Source organism: Tabrizicola aquatica (assembly GCF_002900975.1).
Classification (GTDB): domain Bacteria; phylum Pseudomonadota; class Alphaproteobacteria; order Rhodobacterales; family Rhodobacteraceae; genus Tabrizicola; species Tabrizicola aquatica.
In genome coordinates, this window is sequence record NZ_PJON01000001.1 from 1,687,993 (window position 1) to 1,703,699 (window position 15,707).

At 58.9% G+C, this 15,707-nt stretch carries 10 protein-coding genes and 1 tRNA gene; 6 read left to right on the forward strand and 5 right to left on the reverse strand.

Going from position 1 to position 15,707, the window contains the following annotated elements; genetic code table 11:
* Positions 1-117: 117 nt before the first annotated feature.
* On the reverse strand, positions 118-588 hold the full coding sequence (locus CXR42_RS19490) for a hypothetical protein (RefSeq protein WP_180995993.1): 471 nt from the start codon (positions 586-588) through the stop codon (positions 118-120).
* A 21-nt stretch (positions 589-609) separates the two neighbouring features.
* Between CXR42_RS19490 and CXR42_RS08305 the strand changes: the two genes are divergently transcribed.
* The 5 genes from CXR42_RS08305 (at position 610) to CXR42_RS08325 (ending at position 8,771) form a co-directional block, all read left to right on the forward strand.
* Positions 610-2,172, forward strand: a complete 1,563-nt coding sequence (locus CXR42_RS08305; protein WP_180995994.1) for a CHAT domain-containing protein — start codon at positions 610-612, stop codon at positions 2,170-2,172.
* Positions 2,173-2,265: 93 nt separating this feature from the next.
* A complete protein-coding gene (locus CXR42_RS08310) occupies positions 2,266-3,186 on the forward strand; it encodes a hypothetical protein (protein ID WP_103256937.1) in 921 nt (306 codons plus the stop codon).
* Between the two features lie 65 nt (positions 3,187-3,251).
* The gene (locus CXR42_RS19310; protein WP_146038025.1) at positions 3,252-3,617 is read left to right on the forward strand and encodes a hypothetical protein; all 366 of its coding nucleotides are present in this window, start codon (positions 3,252-3,254) and stop codon (positions 3,615-3,617) included.
* Between the two features lie 169 nt (positions 3,618-3,786).
* Positions 3,787-5,634: a hypothetical protein gene (locus CXR42_RS08320; protein WP_103256939.1), complete on the forward strand. Its 1,848-nt coding sequence runs from the start codon at positions 3,787-3,789 to the stop codon at positions 5,632-5,634.
* 188 nt (positions 5,635-5,822) lie between these two features.
* On the forward strand, positions 5,823-8,771 hold the full coding sequence (locus tag CXR42_RS08325) for a hypothetical protein (RefSeq protein ID WP_146038026.1): 2,949 nt from the start codon (positions 5,823-5,825) through the stop codon (positions 8,769-8,771).
* Positions 8,772-8,863: 92 nt separating this feature from the next.
* On the opposite strand, the gene CXR42_RS08330 is transcribed toward CXR42_RS08325, so the two are convergent.
* The 3 genes from CXR42_RS08330 to CXR42_RS08340 form a co-directional block, all read right to left on the reverse strand.
* Positions 8,864-9,661, reverse strand: coding sequence for a metallophosphoesterase (locus CXR42_RS08330; protein ID WP_103256941.1), 798 nt, complete (start codon positions 9,659-9,661; stop codon positions 8,864-8,866).
* Positions 9,662-9,791: 130 nt separating this feature from the next.
* Complete coding sequence (locus tag CXR42_RS08335) at positions 9,792-11,108, reverse strand: McrC family protein (RefSeq protein WP_103256942.1); 1,317 nt, start codon at positions 11,106-11,108, stop codon at positions 9,792-9,794.
* Positions 11,108-13,900: an AAA family ATPase gene (locus CXR42_RS08340; RefSeq protein ID WP_219727928.1), complete on the reverse strand. Its 2,793-nt coding sequence runs from the start codon at positions 13,898-13,900 to the stop codon at positions 11,108-11,110. The genes CXR42_RS08335 and CXR42_RS08340 overlap by 1 nt, the downstream gene beginning before the upstream one ends.
* Positions 13,901-14,326: 426 nt before the next feature.
* On the opposite strand from CXR42_RS08340, the gene CXR42_RS08345 reads away from it, so the two are divergent.
* Positions 14,327-15,460, forward strand: coding sequence for a Fic family protein (locus CXR42_RS08345; protein WP_103256943.1), 1,134 nt, complete (start codon positions 14,327-14,329; stop codon positions 15,458-15,460).
* Between the two features lie 122 nt (positions 15,461-15,582).
* Here the strand turns inward: CXR42_RS08345 and CXR42_RS08350 are convergent.
* Positions 15,583-15,659 (reverse strand) — tRNA-Met (locus tag CXR42_RS08350).
* Between the last annotated feature and the right edge of the window lie 48 nt (positions 15,660-15,707).

Consider the following 15,707-nt stretch of genomic DNA (forward strand, 5'->3'; position numbering starts at 1 on the left):
GGCGGCGCCATAGACGCGCCGCACCGCATGGAGCAGCATTTGCGCGAGCTGCGTCGCTATCTTTGCACCATGGCGATTGACGCGCGGATGCCAGAGCTTTCGCAGTCTTTGCTGGAGCTATCGCGCCCACCCGATCTGCACGAACCGCCACGGCAGGAGATGCCCGGGGCAAGTGACGATGAACGGGTTCGCTGGCTGAACCTGCGGGCCATGGTGCTTGAAGGGCTTGGCGCGCTGACCACGGCCCGCGATGCCTTTGCCGAAGCTGGGGAAGCCTATGCGCGCCAGCCCAACCCTGACCTGAAAAGGTTCGCCGTTCTGACCAATGCCGTCCAGTCCGCCTATGAGCTGGGCGATGACCGCCGTGGCGCGCGCCTTCTGGACGAGGCCGAGCGGATCGCCGCCTTGCATGCCGACCTGCCCGATCTGGCCTTTGACGTTGCGGTGGCGCGTCTGCAAGCGGCCGTCTTTTCGGGCGACGTCGCCGCCTTCAACAACCAACTGGCCGATGCCAAACGGCTGTCCGAAGCCACCCGGCCCGCCTTCCTTGCCGCCATTCAGCGTTTCGCAGCGCTTGCCTGTCTGCAATTGGGCGATCTTGACCGGGCCTTGGATGAACTGCCGACCTTGCCACCCGAAACCGCGCCCCTTGCGGACTTGGTCCCTGACACGCTCGTGCGCCTTCAGGTCCAGTTTGCACAGGGTAAGGTCGATCATTTGATCGTGGACCGGGGGCTTTGGCTGATGGGCATGCCCGAAAGCCAAAGCGATGACTGGGCGCTTTGCGGCGCATTGGCTCAGGCCCTTTTTGCACAAGGCAAGATCGGGGCTGCGACCATCCTGGCGACCCTGTTCCTGCGATCGCTGGACACGGCGGTGGAAACCTTGCCCCAGCGCCGCGGGACCTCCGAACACAAGCGCAAGTCAATCCTTGAGGTTTTTGATGCGCTTCAGGCTGTTCTGGTAACCGCGAACTATCTTCACGCAGCCGAGGAATTGGCCGCGCTGCAACAATCGCTGCTTTACGGTTGCGAGCTGCCGAAAGGGGCATATGCGCAATGGGCACCATCTGCCGAAGTCGCTGTCGCCGCAGACAAGGCGCGCAAGGTTCAGGCCGCTGCACATGCCGGGCTGGCCCCAACCACCGCTTTTGCCGATTTTCTGACCCGGTTTGAACTTGGCACCGCCCCCCCTGCCGAAGGGCCGCGACCTTCCAGGACTGAGGGCTTGCGCATTTCGTTCCTCCTCGACGCAAGCCGCCTGATGCGGGTGGTTGAAAGCAAAGACACCCAAAAGGCGACAGCCGTTGAAATGCCGCTTGGTCTGTTGGCCGATCATGTCCAGAAGCTGCACAGCGCTCTACGGCGCGACCGGGACGCGCCGGAAAGTCGGGCAGCCCTGGGTGAGGGGCTGTTCGGACCTGTCGCCAAGCTGCTGGCGGCAGAGACATCTGCCGAAATTGCGGCTTACGGGCCGGTGGCATCCCTGCCCTTTGCGGCCCTTCCGGTCGGAGGCGTGCTGCTGGGGACCGGACGCTCCGTGACCATCCGGACGGGGCAAGACGTTGCTTTGATGCGGCCCCCTCCCAGTGATGCCCGGCCGGGGGTTCCCTTGCGTGTCGCTTTCGCCTTGGGCGCTGGACGCGAGGCGCTCTCTGCCCCGCAACAGGAGGTTCGGGAAATTGCAGCGCTCCACGCGCAGGATCCCGGTCCGTTGGCCGAATTCAACCGCGCCAGCCTTCTGGGCCTTCTGGCAGAACGACCACGCATCCTGCACATCGCAGCTCATTTCCGGATGTCCGAAAGCGATCCAGACGCGTCCGAACTGGTTGCTGCGGATGGGCTGACGATCCCACTCCGCACGGTATTCAACCGCACGACCGATCTGCGCGCGACAGACCTTGTGTTTCTGGCCGGTTGCGACAGTGCTGGGCTTTCCGGGATGGAAAGCTTTGCCAGCCAACTGATCGCCCTTGGCGCGCGGCATGTGATTGCCGCTCTTTGGCCGGTGGACGACGGGGCAACCCATGCTTTGGCAGTCGCCACGCACGCGGCACTGGCCAATGGCGCTGCCCCGCCCTTGGCTTTGTCACTGGCGCAACGACAGCTCCAGACGGATCCCCGATATGCCGCTCCGCACCATTGGGCCGCGTTTCAATGCTATGCCGCATGACCCGACCTTGTCACAGCAAGCCAGCGCAACAAGGCGAAAGGCAATGACCCATTCACCGTGCCATACCATCGACGAATCACGCAGGAGGCCCCGATGACCGAACCCGACCAGGAACTGCCCACCACCACGGCGATGGCCGATTTCGACTGGCAACTGAACATGCTGTGGGACGTGCTGGGCGGCACCATCAGCCAGCAGGAGCTGACCAACGTCGCCGTCGGTCGCATGTTGGAACTGAAATCCGCCTCCGGGGTCACCCAGCGGCGCAACGGCTCGGCGCTCCTCAAACCGTCCGAGGCCAGCGCGATCATCAAGGGCTACGGCCTGAACCGCCATCTTCTGGATTCATCCCTGTTCGACATCCGTGATCCCGAACTCTTCCGCGCCGAACTTCGCAATCATGGCGTCGGCACCTATGCCCATACCCTTGGCAAGCGACTGGTGCAGAAGCTTGATCGCGCCCTTGTACAGGATGGGCTGACCATCACTCTGCGCCGGGGGGCCGGACGGCGCGGCCTTGGCTATGATGGCCCACAGCGCAAACCGATCCTGAAACTGCATCCCGAAGAGCGCGTGGAACTGGTGATCACCGCCGAGGCAGGCCGCCATGTGGCCGTGATCCAGCTTGCGCAAGGCAGCTCCGATCTGATCGAGACGCTGGCCCCAACGGAAATTCACCCCGACACGCTCGTCGAAGGCAGAAAAGGCGAGAAAGGCAGGCTGGTCCTGCCAAGGGATGCCACAGATTCCTTCACCGTCCAGCGGCAACCGGGCCTCTTTCGCTTGGTGGCGGTGGAAGGGGATGAAGAACTGGTCACGCTCTTTTCCTGTGGCAGTGTCGAAGGGATTGGCCGCCAAGGGCTGCAAGACGCGGATGACGACGACGTTCCCCTCTTGACCACACCGCCGCGTCTGGGCGACCTTGACTGTGGTAGGATTCTCGACTGGCTGGAGGCCAATCCGAAAGCGCCGCTAAGGACGGCGGAGGTGGAGTTTCTGATAGTGGAAGGGTGATTCAAAGGTTCGCTGAAACCGAATCGTAGACATCAGACACACTATTACCGGAGAGAAAAGCTAAAATGGAAGACAAAGTTCGAGATTCCGCACGATTGTTCCTAATTTGGGCTTTCAACGCGGTGATTAAAGTTTTGGCATATGGCCAATGGGCAGCCATGGTCTTTGTTGGCCTGATGATATTAGCTGGCGTCGGTTCTGAATTTGGATTTTCAGAAATCAGATGGATTGCTTCTCGGATGTTACTGGTTATCATTATCATAGCTCAAATAATTTCTGTCGCCATCTGGCTTTTTCTATTTTACCACTACCAGCGCGTTGACAAGGTGAATCCCTTCAACTTTTTCCAACATAACTACTGGCTGTCGCGTGTAACGAAGTACAGCATTTCGCTGGCAGGTATTTTTTGGATAATATTTCTTACCGCATAACGCACACGGCAATATAAGTATCTTGCAGGCTGTAAATGCACGCACGCCTTATTGAAACTATTGACAGCCCAAAGCACATTTCATCCCGCAAGCCTCAGCAAGCCAGCGAAAGGCTCCCCCCTTCGGCGATAGGTTAACTGGCCCCACCAATCACAGGAAGGGGCTATCCATGAACCGCAATCTTCTGCTCTCCGTCGCCTTCGTCGCACTTCTTGCCGGGTGCACCGATGATGAAACCACCGCCAACGAAAAGCTCACCGAAGCGCTGGAGCGGGTGGTGGCCGCACAAAACGCGCCGACGCAGACCGAGGCGCATGCCAGCCTGGTTGCCGCGCGCGACCTTCTGGCAGAAATCCGCACCGACTTGCCCGGTACGGCCGCCGCGTTGAAGGTTGTCTCGGGTGAGACCATCGGCACCGTCGATCTGTCGCAACTCGACAGCCTGATCGCAGCGGTCGAGCGCGCGATGGCACCGGAACTCTGCGCCAGCAATCCGACCGCGTACTGCATGATCATGATTGACCTCGAGGCCGAGGCCAGCCGCCGCGGCATTACGGCCGACGAACTTCTGAAGTCAAAGGGTGACCCGCAGGATTTTCTGAACTACTTCAGACTCCTCGATGGTGGCCCCGAAACGGCCAAGACCTTTGCCGGCCAAACACGGACCGCGCCCAACCGCGAGCTTTTTGAGGTGATGTACCGCCTGCTTGCGAACGGCCATGAGGAGGCGTTGAAAGCCTGGCTTGCGGAAACCTCCCCTGCCCCCGGATCGCAGATCGTCGACTGGCCGGGCTTTCTCAAACTCGCCGCCGAGAACCGGAACGGCCGGAACCTGGTGCAGACGCCGGTGACGATGGCCACCGTGGCGCGCCTGGCAGAAGCCGAAGGCGACCTGGTTGACCATCTGGTCACGCAGATCGGCGGCCTTGAAGCCCTGCAGATCGCGATGGAGGATGACCCGCTGCAAAAGCTTGCCGAATGGCGGGAAAAGGGGTGGATCAACGAAGGATCAGACGCCGAAGGCATGGCCGCCGTCATCTTGTGGAACGCGGGCGAGGAGGATGCAGCCCACGCGATCTTTGCGACCAAGGCCATGACTTCCAATGATTTCGTGATTGAAAGCCTGCCGCTTTGGGTCGGCCCGGACGTGCGCGCCGAGTTTCTGGCGGCGGCCTTGCCGTTGGCGACCGATGCGCGGGACCGCGCAAGGATCGTCATGGCGTTGATTGCCCTGGGCGACGAAGATGCTGCAGCTCCAGCCTTGGCGCTACTCGGTCTGGAAAAGGCCTCAGGCGACCAGCCCGCTTCCGATCTTCTGCCACCGCAGCCGGGATCGTTGACCGAGCATCTTGGCCGCTTTGCCGAGACGACCGGCATCGCCCTCGGGCGGGCCAATGCGCAGGCCATGCTGGATGCGTTGCAGACGATTTCAGACGCGAACTTCCCCGCAGAAGCGCGGCTGGCCTTGCAAAACGGTTGGCTTATCGGGCGTGCGATCGAGGGGAAAACCGATAGACTGCCTGAAGCCATTCGTGCGATGCCAAACGGCAGCAATGAACGGTTTTTGCGCAATCTGATGTGGGAAATGCTGACGGCAGGACAGGTCGAACAGGCCACCGCCCTTTTCAATGAGATTGTGGACAGGGATGCAACCGCGGCCGGTGCTGACAAAGACGGCGTGCTTATGGAGGCAGCACTTCTGGCGGGGCGATTTTCCTTGGCGGCCGAAGCGCTTGATCAGGTGAACACAGCCTCCAGCTATCCCGAACGGGCCCTGCGCCTGAGGCTGATGCACGACAAAGCTCCGGATGATGCCGCCCTCTTCGCCTTTCTGGACGCTTGGGATCGTCAGTCCCGCGGGCGGGCGGCAGCGACTCTGGCCGAAACCGACCGCTTCACCGGCGCGGGCCATCCCGCCTTGGCCGCACGGTTTGCCTTTAGACTGAAGGGAGAGCGGCAACTGGATGCCGTGTCGCAACTGGCCCGGGCCTGGCCGGGAGTCAAACCGCGTAACTGAAGCACATTCGGCAATCATGATGGAATGTGAGCCGTTTGCGTGAACTCTTGCGACGGGAAGGTCGTAAAAAGCGAGACAGGCAAAACCATCACTCTGCCAAAACGTGCAGCCGTAACCCCTCGGGGAAGCTTGCGAAGAATCAAGAAACGGGCAAGCTTCCTCGAAACCGACAAGGCAGGGACAGGTCGATGAAACTCAGAAGCACGCTCTTTGCCATTTCATTGGCCATGTTCTCAGCAACTGGCGGGGGCGCGCAGACGGCACCAGCAGATGCCAGCTCGTTCACAGCCCTTGAGGCAGCCCTCAAAGGGGATACATGGTCAAATGCACTCGTTGGTGTTGCCGACCAGATATCCGATCCATATGTGGAATTCGTTGCCCCAGACCGTTACTATTCGTCGGGCGCTTATCTCCCCTTCGCCTTCGCCCCTGCATCCTTTGCCCCTCAGAGCATGAATTGGCGCCAATACTGCGAGGGCCAGGAGATCGTCGAAGAGAAAATTGAAAGCGATTGGAAAACCATTCGGGAAGCACTTCAGGCCCGGGCTGAGACACTTGGGGTGTCGGCGGAAGAAATTCGTCGCCACGACTACGATCCGACGCCCGACCCTTATTTAACCTGGCGTGCGTTAGATGACAGAGGGCTTGCCAGCGACAGTTCGAGCAAAGCGATTTTCGCGCAAGTTGGTCAGTTCTATCTTGAAGTCTTGGGGCTGCAGATCGCGAACCGCCTTTGTGAAACTACCGAACAGGAAATGGCGCTGGGCGCAAGCGGCACTTACGAGGCGATTGAAATCATCAAAGCCAGCCTCATGATCGAGCAGCTCGATTTCATCGACATGGCTAAAATCTCACCCGATGCTCCAATTCCTGCAGACATCGATCATCTGAAACTTGGTTCTCGAGCTGCTATTACAACAGAGGAGGGCACAATCGTTGCGAGTTCCGATCAGTTTCCGGCGGCGGCCAATGTTATTATTGCGGCCCTTAAGGAAAACGTAGATTTGAAAGAGTCACTCGGCTTACCGGAAAACGCCTTACATGATCAGTCGATCAACTATCTGGCTTCTTTGCTGCTGCGTTATTCGTTCAACACACATGAATACTGGCCCCATGTAACACAGGCTTTGGCAGAGGTCAGACCCAAAGTCGTCACAATAGATCTGCTCACTGAAAGCAACAGACCTTACGGTGCTTACGATCTTTTCCAGTCTTGTGCGTTGCTAGACGGTGTAGATTTGAAAATCCTCAATGTCTCCGCCGAGGGCGAACATGCCGCAGGTTTCACATTGAACGACTGCAGCCTGCGATCTCTCTCTATTTCCAATGGCCGCATTAGAGGGCTCTGGATGAACCGGGCGACGGTGACGGGGGCTGTGGTGCTAGAAGACCTGGTTGTTCAGCGAGGGCTCTATCTGAATGATCTGAAAGCCAGAGATGTCCGGATTGAGAATGTTCGCGCATGGCGGACTGGCTCAACCGAAACCGAAGGGTTGGGGGGCATTGATAATCCTGTTGAGGTCGGGCTAAACAACGCACAGGTTGATGACGAGATCGTTGTTAGAAACTCATCAGTCAAGGATTTCTGGGCAAGCAAGGCACAAGCCAAAGTCCTCAGGATGTCAGATAGTAAATTCTCGGGCGTTGTTGAGCTTTGGGGAGTGGAGGGCGGGCTTCTATTTTTCAAAGGCAATCAAGCCAAAGAACTGACTGCATGGCACTCCCACTGGCAAACTGTGGAGATTGCGGACTCTGATCGAAACGTGGGGAAGATTGAAACGATTACGATGAACTATCTGCACGCCGATGGCCGCGTCTACTTGGCGCAGACAGAAATCGGGACAGCACGTATGTTGAGCTTGCGCGCAGGTGATATCGATTTTCAGTGTTTGCGAGTCCGCAACGAAATCAATCTCGAAGATGCGAGGTCAGCCTCCTTTTTTGGCCTTTCCCGTATTGATGCAAGCAAGATCAACTTGAAAAGGGTTCGGGCCGAAAGCCTTCGATTCTACAATGATGATTTGTCGGGATTGGTAGCCTCTCCAGCTGGAGCTGACGATGCCGCGGTGCCAACAAGTCGCGAAACACGCACTTCCTCTTTGTATGCTGACGGCAAATGCCAATTGGAAAGCACCGTCGGCGTTCTGGATCTGGAAGATGCAGAGTTTGATCGGGTTCGCTTGGCAACAACCATTCGGCAACAACTTTTTGCCAACGGCGCTCAGATCGGCTCCTTGATCGTGCCCGGCAATCGATCTGCGTTTGATGCTGGGGCAAACATCAACCTGCGACATGCCGAAATCGGATCACTGGTCTTGTCTCTGGGCGCGCTTCGCCCGGATTCCGCGAACAGTCGGCAACTTTCGTTCGAAGGGGCTACCATTGGCGGAATCTCAGTTTTCGACCGTGACAAGGATGACGTTAGCATCACGATCAATCCCACCGAGACTGCCACGAAACCTGACATACCAGACCACGAATGTGAGAACCGCAATGGTCAGGAACGGCTCCGGTGCCTGTATGTGGACGAGTTGCTGCCCGCCTTGGGCGTGACGATCGATGGAGGTCGATTTGTCTCGCAGGACGATGGACAGTATTCGGGTGCCGTCTACCGGACTTTGCGCGCAGCTGCCGAGCGCGAAGGCTACCCGGAACTTGGTCAGTCCTTAGCGATCATCCAGAATGACCACTATGCAGCTTCGGTCGCATCAGACGACTTTATCAAAAGTGGCTTTTACAGTTTAGGCTATGCAATCAACCGTTACGGCTACGAGAACTCTCGCGGCGTAATCATTCTGCTATTCATCTGGCTCGGCGGTTTTCTCATACTCAATCATGCCTTCCTGTTGTGGCTGGTGTCAGAACCTTTTCGAAGGCTTTTCCCGAATTATTTTAGTCCCGAGAAAGTCGCAGAAATTGACAAGCACGACCGGCAAAGCTTCATTGTATCTCACATTTTCCTCAGTGTTGATCGGACCATTCCGACCTTAGGTTTGGACAATGAGTTCGCCCAACCAGCAGCCGGTCAAGGCCAGAAGTTTGGTCCCTGGGTGCTGGCAGCGCTTTACGTTCAACGACTGTGCGCCTTTGTTGTCATCGCCTTTATGCTGGGTGGGGTCTTCAACGTCTTTCAATGACCCCGGCGAATGGCATAGCTTCCGCCGTCATGCTGGCGCCGCCGCGCCTTTTGTGGGGGTTGAGAAAGCAGATACAGTCGTCCTTTGGCCGATCAAAGAGTAAGGACCAAGGACTTCAGGAGAGGCGTAAGCCCCGCGTTCTGTCCTGTCCACTCGTCGGGATAACCAAGAGAAATGTTCCGGATTTCGGTTCTTCCGATCACGCGCTGTTGCGCCCGGTGCGTATGGCCGAAAAGCCAAACCTTCGGTTGATACCGCGCGATCAAAGCAGTCAGGTCAGAACCATAGGCGGCATCCATGTCCTGTGAAGGCTTAGGCGGGATCGGCGCGTGGTGGGTGACGACAACGGTCTCTCCGCAAAACGGAGTCGCCAGTTCAGCTTCAAGCCATGCCAGATCAGTGCGGTGCAGCGCGACCGTATCACGCGGCTGCAACCTGCGATATCCGTCAGACGCAACACGGATCAGTCGGTAGTCATTCATCACCCGCTCTGCCTTGGTCATGTTGATATCACGGTCACCGCCCAGCATCATGTCCGTCCAAAGCGTGCAGCAGAGGAAACGGTGATTGCCAAGCTGAATGACCTTCCGCTGCGCATATCCAACTCCAGCCTGCTCGCACGCGGTGATCAGCTTGTCCTCTCGGTCAATCTTTCCGCCATAGGGATCGTGGTTGCCAGGAAACACGTGCAGCTTGGCAAGGTCCATCCGTTCAGCAAACCACGCAAACACCTGTGGCCACCGGATGAAGGCTTTGTTCGAGATGTCCCCGGCAAGAATGACGAGATCAAGCGAGTCCCAGTAATCTAGCCCCAATCCCGCGAAAGGATCGACACTAGCCTGCCGCCAATGGTCCCAATGTAGATCGGCAAGGATTAGGGCGCGGGACAAAGCTATCGACCAGTGATGAGTGACAGGGAGCTCAATATCGGTGAGTTCAGGTCATTGGCAAGAATTGATCCCTCCGCTGCGACAGCAGCATGTTGGGAATTCTGCAGAAAGCCCCCCCTGTCAATACAGATCAATTTGCAACATGGGCCGACTCTTCGGAGCCAGCAAGGATCCGGTTCGAGATGCGATCCACCAGGTCCTTGCCACTGGATATGTCAAAGCTCGCCGTTTCCAGCAGTGTTTCTTGACCCGTCACCCGGAACCGCGCACGGATCCCCTCTTCGTCGCCCAGGCCAGCGTGGTGGGGATAGAGCAGCGTCAAGCGCGGTGCCTTGTAAAGGTGGGCGTAGGCCATCATCTGGTAAACGTCCGCCTGCGACACCCCCAGTTTCGGGTCGTCGATCCGGGCGGAAATCCGCTTCCACTTGGTGTCGATCACATGGGCGACGTGGCCAGCGCGCCAGATCAGAATGTCAGGCTTGGTCTGGAACACCGCCCGATCGTCATCAAGCGACGTCAGACAGAACAGGCGGCCACCCTGCAGTGTCACGCGAGATTCAGACCCCGCCAGCGCCCGCGTCACCAAACGGCCGATGTATTCTTCGAACAGGGCATTCATCTCGAACAGCAGGGCCGATCCCTGCCCTGACCCGGCACTGGTGGTCTGGTATCGATTGCGCAGGAACAGCTGAGCCATTCCAAAGAGCTCCTGCAACGCGCTGTTCGTACGGTCGATGACAACATCGTCCCACCTCAGGGCGGGCACCTGCACATCCGCGACCTCGGCATAGAGGAACGCCAGTTCCCGCAGCCGCTGCAAGTTCGTCGCGTTGCGCGACATGCCCGCCAGATGCGCGATGGTCGCCTTCATGATGCGGTTGAGGGCGATATCCTCGGACAACTCGTCATGGCGGCACGCCAGACGGCCCGGGTTTGCGAGATGCCGGGTGAACTGGCGTGGGATATCCAGCGATCCCCGCAAGGTAGGCAGGTCGTCGTCGTGGAGGGTATAGCGTCGCGGCATGCCCCGCCGCACCGCCTCAGTCAGCTTGTCGCAAAAGATGCGGATCAGGATCTCCAGCAGCGTTTCGCGCTGCCAGTCGAGGTCGGTCATGCGTCCTGTCTCGACCTTGAGATTGAGGGCCACCGCGAGCATGTGCACAAGGCGCTTGCGGATCTCACGCGTCTCTTGGGCAGAGCCTTCCTTTTCGCCGACGTCGATCTTCGGCAGGATTTCCAGCGTGCAGCCTGGCACCGCCAGAACGCCTACCACCCCGCGCGCCCGCAGGTCGTGGCGCCGATCCTCAAGAACGCCGCCGCCGCCGCGCCCGGCGAAGGGGGATGCCTTGGCAAGTGCCACAAGGCGCTGGGCAAGATGCGGCGGAATACACCCCTCCCTATCGCCATGGGGCACGGCCTCCCATTCGCGAACGGAGTAGGCGGGCATCAGACCGCGAACTCGGAAAAGTCGAACTGGTCCTTCACCCGCCAGCGCAGTCGCTCGCCGCTGAAATCATCAGCGGCAATTACCGGCGGCGCAGTCAAGCGGCGCGCCTCCAGAAACCGGGACGGGCCCTGCGGGCCATCGCCCAGAACGGCGGCGACCTTCGACCAATCCTCGTAGAAATACTCGGACAGGAGGGGAATGACCTTGTGCCTCATCACGTCCTCGACGGTCTCTCGCGTTTTGCAGCTGGTGAAATAGGCGTGTCCAATCTGGTGTTCGCGGTCGAAGAAATACTCGATACGGTCGTTGATCGTGGCCAGCAGCTTCTGCAGATTGATCCCGCCGACATTCGCGGACAGGACTGAGGGGTTCGGCATCAGTTCCTTGAACGTGAAACGACGGCGCAGGGCCGTGTCCAGAAGCGCAATCGAGCGGTCGGCCGTGTTCATGGTTCCGATGATATGAAGGTTCTGCGGCACCCCGAAGCGCTTCTTCGAATAGGGCAAGGTCAGCTGGATCCCGTCACGTCGCCCAAGGCGCTTGTCCGGCTCGAGGAGCGTGATCAGTTCGCCGAACACCTTCGAGATATTGGCCCGGTTGATCTCGTCGATGATCAACACATAGTCACGCGCCGTATTGTCTGCCACCGCAGCGCGCTTGCCGAAGACGATCTCTTCCAGCGCGTCCCAATCGATGAGGGACTGGTTGAGCTTGTAGACAGAATGCCGCCTGAACGCGTTCGGGTAAAATCGGCTGCGATCGGTCCCGGCGTCGTCGCGCCAAATCCAATCGACGATCCTTCTGTGGGGATGAAATTCCGCGCCCCCGTCGAAGTAATAGTCGCCTGTTATCCTGCCAAATGCCTGGATGCGATCACGCCCGTCAGACACCACAACGTAGTCACCAATCTGCATGTCCGATCTGAACGAGTAGGTGACGACGATATTGCCGTCATGGCCTGTCGCGTCTGCGTCCTTGCGAGACCGCCACTCGTTGTAAATCTGGTCGAAGTCATCGAACCTCTCGTCGGACCAATCGATGTCCCCTCCCCAGCCAACGTGGATCAATCCGTTCTCCAGACCGAAGCGTATCTTGTCCTCTTCCACTTGGCGGCGCCCGAGTGCCACTTTGAACACGCGTGCAGTCCTGTCGAGACGTGAGACAGCCCCGGCCTGCGAACTGTCGAGGCGCGCGCGTTCGCTGATCTTCTTGAACACCCCGTCGGTCGGTTTCAGGCGGAACCCCACAGCAGCGCCGAGTTCTTCCGGCCCCTCCCTTGCATCTTCGCCCGTACTTGGCTGAAGCCCCTCAACGAATTCCTCATATGACATGGACTGGTGGAAGGTAACGAACTCGATCCGCTCTTCCTTCATCAGGCTTTGGTATTCGGTCATCAGCCGGTCACGGTTCTCTTCACCGGAGAGGTCGGCGGCGACGACCTCGCCCAGACAGAGGTGAACCGCCTCCCAAGCCGTCTGGTAGGTCTTGCCCGTGCCGGGAGGTCCGTAAAGGATCAGGTTGGTGGTGGCTGCAATCACTTGGGCGGCCTGGCCCCGCTTTGGGGTATCCAAGTCTGCCATCGCCTTCCCTTCCTGGCCCTCGGCATCGAGGGTGAATGTAAATGTCGTCGTGCTGGAGGGGTTCGGCGTGGTCGACTGGAGCGCCGTGTAACTCGCCAGGTCCTTCAACTTCTTGCCTCCCAAAGCGCTGCAAATCGTCGGAAAGGCATTTTGCTCGGATATATCCCGCGCGAGGTCTGACGCGCGGATAGTCACCGAGGCCATGTCCGCTTCGCGGGCAGGTGCGATGTAGTAATTCAGGGCGACGAGCCGCGCACGTTCCGCCCCGCGCATCAGATGGGTGTGTTGATCGGGAAGCGGCAACGGCGTGTCATGCTGATCGACGATAACGTAACCCGCCGCATGCAGCCTTGCGGCCGCATCCCCTGGTTGGCTCCACCCGCCATTGAATGTGCTCGCGGCCTTCCCCAAGAGGTACCCAACAATTGGCTTCGTCGGATAGCGCTTTTCCTGGCGCGGGCGAGTCGACCGTACCCAGAAATCCTTTGGCTCGCCGAAGCTCGAGAACGCATCGGCATGGGCACCCGACGTGCGGAACTGGTCGTAGGCGTCCATCGCACCCTCGATCCGGTCGCGAGAGAAGGCGTCATCCTCACCCACCGCTCCCTTGCGAAGGATCCCGTATCCCAGAGCCTCAAGTTTTGCGAAGGATTGCGCCTCTCCGAAACCGTTGAAAAATTCCTTCGCAGCGAGGGCGCGGCCATCTGAAAGATGCCCCAAGGCTGCTGCGACGGTGGCCTTCGCGGGATAGGACTGATCCTTGCCTTCATCGTTGACCCAGACCTGTGGGCTGGCAAAGCCACCGCGCGCAAGAAATGCTTTCAGCCCCAACTGGTCGCACTCATGCATCGCAGCATCGACTTCGCTCCGGGTAAGGCGGTCCAGCAGGGCCTGGTGTTTTACCTTGTCAGGCACATTTGTCTGTTCGGCCAGGAATGAGTGATAAAGCCTCAGCGATTGCTGGAGGCTGGCAAGGCCGGTGCGCAAGACACCGTCGATGGGCACTGGCGACGGGTTTGGGCGCTGCGCGCGCTCGTCCTCTGCCGTGTAGGCAAATCGGTTCAGAATACTGTCCCGGTCTTCCTGCGCAAATAGCTCGTCCAGATCGCCGAGATGTTGCTCAACGCGTTTGGCGCTGCTCACCCGCGAAGACGCGGTTGCATCTGTCTGGCCTTGTGCAACCAACCACTTCCGGAATTCGTCCTGCTTCATCGCCATACCCGTTCGTATTCCTGAGAGGTGCTGTTCCGAGGTCAGGAAGCCGGAGGCAGAATCCTTGGTCGTCAATTCACCGTCTAGATAATCACGGCTGGAGGATGGCGGGAACTAGAGTCGATCGCAACTGCGAGTTGACTTCCTGTGCCCTCGATTGCCCGTACTTGTGTGGGGTTGCGGTTCTACTCCTGCGGTGTTGATGTGCTCAGCAAGGCGGCCAACCTGCTGATGGAGTGTGCCGAAAGGCAGCCAATGCTGGTTTGACGGCGACATGAGGGCGACTTCTGACGCCAATCCGGCTTGATGGCAGACTGCTGGCGACAACGCCTCTTGATATCAGAATGCTGCCCAATTCTGTTGCCAAGCTATCTTGGTGTGACTAGGTTAGCGTCAAATCGCGTTGATGACAGAATAGGCATACATATGGTCACCAAACCTTACGATCTTACAGATGCCGTTACCTATCACATCGGCACCTTTCCCCCATCTGCCCTCGACTATGAGGTGCTGCTTGGGCCGCTAGAAGAGGCTGCGGCCTCCCTTGCGCGGTACGATGCCAAGATGTCGGGCATGGTGAACAGTGAACTTTTCCTCGCCCCCCTGCGCCGCCAGGACGCGGTAACCTCGTCCCGGATGGAAGGGACGATCTCGACCATCGAAGAGCTGTACCGACTTGAAGCAGAAGAGGATGCAGGCAGCGCTGATCCTTACCGGGAGGCGCGCAACGACGACGTCGAGACATACCTGTACTCCCGCGCGCTGCGGAATGCACAGCAGGCGCTGGCCGATGGAGCGCCGCTTGGCGAGCATCTGATCCGCACCGCGCACCAGCAACTGCTGTCCTTTGGCCGGGGAGCCCGCAAGCGCCCCGGCAGCTACAAAGTTGAACAGAACTACATCGGGGACGAACGCCGAGGAAGGATCTACTACGTCCCGATCGCCCCGGAGCAGCTGGGCCCGGCGATGGCCGAACTGGTCCGCTACATCAACGAAAGCTCGATGCGGCCGCTGATCCGCACCGCCATCGCGCATGTAGAGTTCGAGGCCCTGCACCCTTTCGAAGACGGCAACGGCCGGATCGGTCGCATGCTGATCACCCTGATGCTGTGGAAGCTTGGCGTCCTGCATCAGCCAAGCTTTTTCGTGTCCGGTTACTTCGAGGCCCACAAGGAGGAGTACATCGAACGGATGCGCGCCGTCTCCGCAACGGGCGATTGGACCGGCTGGGTGGTGTTCTTCCTCCAGGCGATGCACGCCCAGGCGACGGTCAACATCCAGACTGCCGACGCGATCTTCCGCCTTCACGGCGAGATGCGGGAACGGTTCCGCGAAGTTCTGAATTCGCAGTTCCACGATCAGGCGCTCGACTATGTGTTCGCGAGCCCAGTCTTCCGTAACGACCGGTTTGTAGAACGATCCGGGATTCCTCCCTCATCCGCCCGCGCGCTCTCACGACGGCTTGTCGAGGCGGGGCTGCTGCGCACCATCGAAGCGGCATCTGGGCGCAGGGCCGCGATGTATGCCTTCGATCCGCTCCTCGATCGGCTGAAGGTCTGAATCAAAAAAGCCCCCGCGTAGGGGGGACTCGTCAAACGTTGACGTGGTGTTGACTCGTTTTGTGATTATCCATACACAAGCGAAACGCTCAACATATAAGTATTTGATATATTTAACTTTTTTGGTTGCGGGGGCAGGATTTGAACCTGCGGCCTTCAGGTTATGAGCCTGACGAGCTACCGGGCTGCTCCACCCCGCGCCAGGGTATGTCCGGGGTTATCCGGAGGGGTAATTGTATCGTTTTTGA